Origin of the sequence: Microbacterium sp. H6 (assembly GCF_003314775.1) — a bacterium.
Classification (GTDB): domain Bacteria; phylum Actinomycetota; class Actinomycetes; order Actinomycetales; family Microbacteriaceae; genus Microbacterium; species Microbacterium oxydans.
Genome location: NZ_QOAY01000260.1, coordinates 352 through 7,260 on the forward strand (window position 1 = coordinate 352; position 6,909 = coordinate 7,260).

At 68.8% G+C, this 6,909-nt stretch carries 3 protein-coding genes and 1 pseudogene; all 4 read right to left on the reverse strand.

Features of this window, described 5'->3' with window-relative positions; translation table 11 throughout:
- Positions 1 to 38 precede the first annotated feature (38 nt).
- Positions 39 to 2,510, reverse strand: a complete 2,472-nt coding sequence (locus DSP71_RS16700; RefSeq protein WP_058632660.1) for an ATP-dependent helicase — start codon at positions 2,508 to 2,510, stop codon at positions 39 to 41.
- Between the two features lie 89 nt (positions 2,511 to 2,599).
- Positions 2,600 to 3,211: a LysE family translocator gene (locus DSP71_RS16705; RefSeq protein WP_046748806.1), complete on the reverse strand. Its 612-nt coding sequence runs from the start codon at positions 3,209 to 3,211 to the stop codon at positions 2,600 to 2,602.
- Between the two features lie 128 nt (positions 3,212 to 3,339).
- On the reverse strand, positions 3,340 to 6,462 hold the full coding sequence (locus tag DSP71_RS16710; RefSeq protein ID WP_113681639.1) for a lamin tail domain-containing protein: 3,123 nt from the start codon (positions 6,460 to 6,462) through the stop codon (positions 3,340 to 3,342).
- A gap of 154 nt (positions 6,463 to 6,616) precedes the next feature.
- Positions 6,617 to 6,909, reverse strand: a pseudogene (locus DSP71_RS24135) (ABC transporter permease); the annotation flags it as partial.

The window sequence follows — 6,909 nt, forward strand, 5'->3', positions numbered from 1 at the left end:
TCCCGATGCTCCGCCGACGCGGGCGCACCGGGACGGGGTCAGATCTTCTCGATCGGCGCGACCTTGATGAGGAGCTTCTTCTGTCCCGCCGAGTCGAACCGCACGTGAGCGATGCGCTTCGCGCCCTCGCCGGTCACCGCGTCCACCCGTCCTTCACCGAAGTCGACGTGACGGATGCGGTCGCCCGCGGCGAGTTCGAGGTCGCCGTTGTCGCGCATCTTGGCCGTGACTCTGTTGGGGAACTTGTCCATGGCGGTCGACAGCGGCTTCAAGGAGTCTCGCCCCGGCAACGACTTCACCGCGAAGCGATCTCCGGAGCCCGATCCGCCGAAACCGCCCTGACGACGGGCGTTCAGCGCACGCGACTGCATCCCGCCGCGCGAGTTGACGTCGCCCGGAGACTGCCGCCAGTCGATCAGGTTCGCGGGGATCTCCTGCAGGAAGCGGCTGGGCATCGCGACCGTGACCTCGCCGAACTGCGCGCGGGTCATCGCCAAGGACAGGTGCAGGCGCTTGCGGGCGCGGGTGATCCCCACGTAGAACAGTCGACGCTCCTCCTGCGGCCCTCCGGGCTCTCCCGCCGAGATGCGGTGCGGGATGAGGTCTTCCTCCACGCCGGTGACGAACACCGCGTCGTACTCCAGGCCCTTGGCGGTGTGCATCGTCATGAGCGATACGGAGCCGGATTCGTCGTCGAGATCGTCGGCGTCGGACACCAGGGCGACCTCGGTCAGGAAGTCGGTGATGGTGCCCTCGGGGTTGTTCCGGGCGAAGTCGCGCGTGACGGCGACGAATTCGTCGAGGTTCTCGACGCGTGCCTCGTCCTGCGGGTCGCGGCTGGCTCGCAGCGCGTCGAGGTAGCCGCTCTTCGACAGCAGCAGGCTGAGCCCATCGGCCACCGAGGTGGGTGGCGGCACTTCGCCCGTCGCCGGCAGCATGATCGCCGTCGCTTCGGCGAGCACCGCGTCGAGCTGCGCGATCGCGGCCTGGATCTTCGGGCCGACGCCGAGCTGGCCAGGAAGCGACAGGGCGTCTCGGAACGAGATCCCGTGTTCCTCTGCGAAGCGGGCGATCGCCGTCTCCGTGACATCGCCGATGCCGCGCCGCGGCTTGTTGAGGATGCGGCGGACGGACATCTCGTCGGCGGGGTTGGCGACAGCGACGAGATAGGCGAGCGCGTCCTTGATCTCGGCGCGCTCGTAGAACTTCGTGCCGCCCATGATCTTGTACGGCACAGCGGAGCGGATGAAGATCTCCTCCAGCGCGCGGGACTGCGAGTTCGTGCGATAGAAGACGGCCATCTCCGAGTACGGCATCCCCTTGCGGTGGAGTGCCTCGACCTCGTCGGCGACGAACTGCGCCTCGTCGTGCTGGGAGTACCCGGTGAAGCCGATGATGGCGTCACCGTCGCCCTTGTCGCTCCAGAGCTTCTTGTCCTTGCGGTCGAAGTTGTTGCCGATCACGGCGTTCGCGGCGGACAGGATGTTCTGGGTGGAACGGTAGTTCTGCTCGAGCAGCACCACCTTCGCTCCGGGGAAGTCGCGTTCGAACTCGCTGATGTTGCGGATGTCGGCACCACGGAAGGCGTAGATCGACTGGTCCGAGTCACCGACGACCGTGAGCGACGCCCCGGCCTCACCGGCGCCCGGTGCTGGCTCGGGGTCGGGCTCGAAGATCATCATGCCGTTCGAGGCATATGGCTCCGATGCCGCACCCGCGCCCGATACCGGCCGGGTGAGCTCGTGGATGAGCGCGTACTGGGCGTGGTTGGTGTCCTGGTACTCGTCGACCAGGATGTGCCGGAACCGACGGCGATAGGTGTCCGCCACCTGGGGGAAGGCGCGGAACAGGTAGACGGTCTGGCCGATCAGATCATCGAAGTCGAAGGCGTTGGCCTTCTGCAGCTGCCGCTGGTAGTCGGCGAACACCTCGACGAATACGCGCTCGGCGGGATCCGACATGTTGGCCTGACGCGCATAGCCCTCGGCATCGGACAGCTCGTTCTTCAGCTTGGAGATGCGACCCTGCACCGCGGCGGGGGTGAGCCCGTAGGCATCGGCCTCGTGCTCCTTCACGAGTCGCTTGATGAGCGCGCGCGAGTCGCCGGAGTCGTAGATGGTGAAGTTCTTGGTGAATCCGAACTGCTGGGCCTCGCGACGCAGGATGCGCACGCATGCGGAGTGGAAGGTCGAGATCCACATGCCGCGCGCAGCGTCGCCGATGAGCCCTTCGACACGCTCGCGCATCTCGCCGGCGGCCTTGTTCGTGAAGGTGATCGCGAGGATCTGGCTCGGCCACGCCTCCCGGCTGCGCAGCAGCGAGGCGATGCGGCGGGTGAGCACGCTGGTCTTGCCCGATCCGGCGCCGGCGACGATCAGCAGCGCCGGGCCGCGATAGGTGACGGCCTCGAGCTGCTGAGGGTTGAGGCCGGCGAGGAGATCGTCCTGCCCCGGGGTTCCCGACGAGCGAGGACCAGCTGTGGAGGGGACGATGAGAGGAGCTTCGGTCATGGCCCTACGAGTCTAGGCGTCGGCACCGACACCACGGCACGGAACCTCGCCTCCCCGGAGGCGTGCAGCGACTGCGCGTGCAGGGGACGCTACCGGGTCTCCAGCGCAAGGCGTCCGGCCAGGAGCACGTAGGTCGCGGCGAAGGAGCGGCGCAACCAGGTCACGACCCTCGGCCGCCCCAGCACCTGGGTGCGCATCGTGGCGGCGAAGATGCCGTACAGTGCGAAGACCACGAAGGTGAGAGCCATGAACACGAGGCTGAGTCCTGCCATCTGCCAGGCGGCGTCCGGCGCCTGCGACGGCACGAACTGAGGGAGGAAGGCGAAGAAGAAGATCGTGAGCTTCGGGTTGAGCACGTTGATGAGCACCGCCGTGCCGATCACGCGCCACGACGAGCGCGGAGCAGGATCCTCTTCGGCCTGGATCAGCGACTTGTCGCGCAGCGTCTGCCAGGCGAGGAAGAGCAGATAGGCGATGCCGATCCACTTGATCGTCTCGAATGCCACGGCGGAGGCGTTCAGGATCGCGGCCAGCCCGGTGATCGCCGCGATCATGTGGGGGATGACGCCGAGCGTGCAGCCGAATGCGGCGATGATGCCCGCTCTGCGCCCACGGGAGATGCCCTCGGCGATGGAGTAGACGGCGCCGGTGCCGGGCGTCGCGACGATCACCAGCGTGGTCAGCAGGAATGCGATGCTCATCGACGTCCTCTCATGCGGTTCCCCGCGCTCACACCCTGTCTAGTCGGTCGGGCGTCGTGCGCGCACCCCCTGGAGGAAGATGGCGCGGGTGCGCGGGGGCACGAGCAGATCGCACCCCCGCTCACGACTCAGGCCCCGCGCCGCCGACGTCCCATCGTCGCCGCGCCGGCGGTGAGCAGCAGCAGCGCCAGGACTGCACCCGCGAGGGGAAGCTCGGATCCGGTGGCCGCGAGCCCACCTGCGCCGGCTCCTGCACCGGCCCCTGCTCCCGCTCCTGCGCCCGCTTCCGCAGAGATCCGGATGTCGGCCCAGCCGAGGAGAGCGCCGCTCGCATCGAACACCGCGATCCGATGTGCCCCGAGCGGTGCATCCGCCGGGATCCTCACCGCGATGGTGCCGCCCTCCGCGAGCGCGCCCGTCGCGATACGCGTCGGATCGGAGTACATCCATACCGCGACGTCCGTGCCAGCGCCCTTCGCGTCGACGGTGATCGTGACCGTCTGGCCTCGCGTCGCGACCGCGGGATCGACGGTGAGACCACCGCGGTTGCCGTCGACGAGCTCCGTGCCGGGAAGCGGCGGGATCTCTCCTCCAGGAGTGCCGCCACCACCGGGGAGCGTCCCGGTGCGCAGCGCCTCCGAGGCGAAACCGTCGGCGAACCACCAGACCGGCCGCTGCGCGTCGACCGAAAGCGAGGCCGGCGCCGTGGCGAAGCCCTCGTTGTTGATGTCGGGCATTCCAGCCGGGCGGGCGTAGTGCGCGATGCCCGGCTGTGCGGTGCCGTTCAGCGTGATCTCGGCCGAGCGCCCCTGACACCCGTCGTCGCACACCGCCCAGAGGCTGTCGCGTACGCTGTCGTAGTCGAGCGCCATCACTCCGGCGAGGCCGGGAGCGATCTCCGAGACCAGCGTCGCCGAGCCGTCGGAGCCGAGCGCGAAGGCGTACACATGACCGTTGTCCTCGACCGCGACGAGGAACAGCCCGCCCCCGTGTCCCGCGTAGTCCTTCGGGTCGTATGCTGCGCTCTTCCGGTCGTCGAAGAGCTTTCCGGCGAGCGCGGAGTCCGGAACCCACTGCACGGCCTCCATGCCGAGGTTCGCCCCGACCGCAGGCAGCAGCGAGGTCAGGTCCCACTCCTGCTGGGCGACGAGGTCGCCGGGCGAGGCATCGGGGTCGACCTTCAGCACCACGTTCTGGTTCACGCCCTTGGCGCTGTTGTCTCGCTCGGATGCGACGTAGACGAAGCCGTCTCCGTCGACCGTGATGCCTTCGGTGTCTGGACCTGCGGCTCCCGGGTTCGCTGCATCCTTCTGGAAGCGCACCCGCTTGCCCGCATCCCAGCCGTCGACCTTCTCGATGGAGCCGTCGGCGTGCGCTTCGAGCTTCCAGATGCGCCCCTCGCCGTTGTCGACCGCCCAGAGGAACGCCCCGTCGGCCGTCTCCTGCACGTCGAGACCAGAGCTGTCCTCGAGGAACGTCGGGATGCTGTCCACCACGCGCACCTCAGCGGAGCCTGGCCACGTTCCCACGGCGACCTCGCCGGCACAGACGTTCGCGACGCCCTTCGTGGAAGCAGCGGTGACGGCGAACGCGCCGGTGGTGTCGGGGCAGCGGCCCCAGGTGGTCGCGGCGTGGCCATCGCCCCACGAGGTCGAGTCCACGAGCAGATCGCCGTCGAACACCCGCACCGCATCGCCCGCGCCGAGTCCGAAGCCGAGCTGAGCCCGCTCGATCACGAGGTACTCCCCCGCTCCGATCGTGGTGCCGTCCGGAATCGCGTAGGCGTGCGCGTCATCGTCGTCCTTCACCACGATGCCCGACACATCGAGCGCGGTGTCCGTCGGGTTCACGAGCTCCACCCAATCGTCGGGTGAGCCGCCGTCGGACTCGACCTCGTTGATGCGCACCGGGTTGCCGCACGCGTTGCGCAGCCCCTTGGTCGAGACCGCGATGTCGACGAAGTCCCCGATGCCGTCGGCACAGCGGGCGAGAACGCCGGCCGCGTGCGCGGTGTAGACGTGCTCATCGACCGTGTTGCCGTTCGCGTCGCGGATCGTCACGGTGTCGCCATTGCCGAGACCGAAGACGAAGTTCGACGGCTGGTCGAAGACGAAGTAGCCGCCCGGCTGCAGGATCGTCCCGGACGGGAGCGGCGTGGTCTCGGCGGCGTGCCCCGTCGGGTCGCTGTCCATCACGGTCCAGCCGGAGAGGTCGACCGCTGTGGCCCCGGTGTTGACGATCTCGACCCAGTCGGTGGTGTCGCCGTTCGACTCGATCTCGTTGATCACGACGTCGGGCATGACGCACGAGTTCGTCGCACCGGGAGTCGGGTGCGCGAGCACGAACGCCCCGATGCCGTCGGGGCAGCGGGCCAGGGTGGCTGCGGCGAAGTCGCCGTCGATCGCCGCGTGGCCCTGCCAGGGCAGCGTGTCGTCGATCATCGTGCCCGAGGCGTCGTAGAGCCGGATGCGGTCGGCGCTGCCGATGCCGATCGGCTCGCGGAAGGCCACCTCGACGCCTCCGGAGAGGCCGATCGTCCCCTCCTCGACGACGAGGAACTGTCCCGCTCCGATCTGCGTTCCCGGAAGGAACTGCCAGCGGTGATCGTCGGAGTTGTCGCGGATCTCGTAGCCCGAGATATCGAGCGCTGCGGTGCCGGGGTTGAAGAACTCCACCCAGTCGGCCGGCTGCGAGTCGACCTCGTTGACGACGATGGAGCCGGCGACGGGAGCGACCGCGCAGTCGTTCGGCGCGCCCGGCGTGACCGTCGTCGCAGGTGCCCACGGCCCCGTCCCGTCGGGACAGCGTGCCCACACCGACAACGGCGCGGTGTTCTCGTACGCATAGGAGTCCGCTTCGGCGCCGCTCGGATCGAACAGCACGACCTCGTCGCCCTTGCCGAGTCCGAAGGCGAAGTCGACGTCTTTCACGAGCACCAGGAACTCCCCCGGCGCGAGAGACGTGCCATCCGGCGCCTTGCCGAAGCTGTCGCGCTTCTCGTCGGCGATGGTCCAGCCGGTGAGGTCGATCGTCTCAGCGCCGGCGTTGTAGAGCTCGACCTGATCGGCGAGGCCGCTAGCCGCGTCGTCGTAGACGATCTCGTTCAGCACGAGGCTCGGAGCAGCCGAGATCGCTTCGGTCGGACGGATGCCGGGATCGGCGCCGATCGCGACGGCGGGAGTGGCGAGCAGAGCGGCGGCGCTCAACGCGCACACCGCCGTGACCGCCGCAGCACGATGCATGCGGGGCATGGAGGACTCCTGGGTGGCTGGGCCGGCAGCCTCCGCGGGACGCGAGGACGGTCCGGACGGGACTCAGTCGGGTACCAGCCCAGACCAGCGACCCCGGATGGCCGCCGAGGATCCCTCGGGTGCACACCAGGTGAACAGGAGGTGGCGATTCCCGTCAGGCGATTCGCGTGCCAGGGGGCAGACGCCGGGCGGGGGTGCGGGTGCGCGCCCATGCCCCCGCGAACAGCGAGCCGGCGATGACGACCTGCACTCCGAGTCCGACGAACCAGCTCGGCACCGTCGATTCGATGACCTCTTGCGGTGTGCGGTATCCGCCATCGGGGTCACAGGCGTCCCAGCGCTGTTCGAGCGGCGACTGCTGGGCGCTGCGCAGGCCGTACTTGATCTGACCGAACAGGTCGACGGGGTAGCCACCGGTCGCATACTCGGTCGGGGTGGCATCGGCGA

What these genes read in the sequence shown, in the direction of transcription:
- DSP71_RS16710 (WP_113681639.1), bottom strand. Translation starts at nt 6,462, where the DNA reads ATGCCCCGCATGCATCGTGCTGCGGCGGTCACGGCGGTGTGCGCGTTG.
- DSP71_RS16705 (WP_046748806.1), bottom strand. Translation starts at nt 3,211, where the DNA reads ATGAGCATCGCATTCCTGCTGACCACGCTGGTGATCGTCGCGACGCCC.
- DSP71_RS16700 (WP_058632660.1), bottom strand. Translation starts at nt 2,510, where the DNA reads ATGACCGAAGCTCCTCTCATCGTCCCCTCCACAGCTGGTCCTCGCTCG.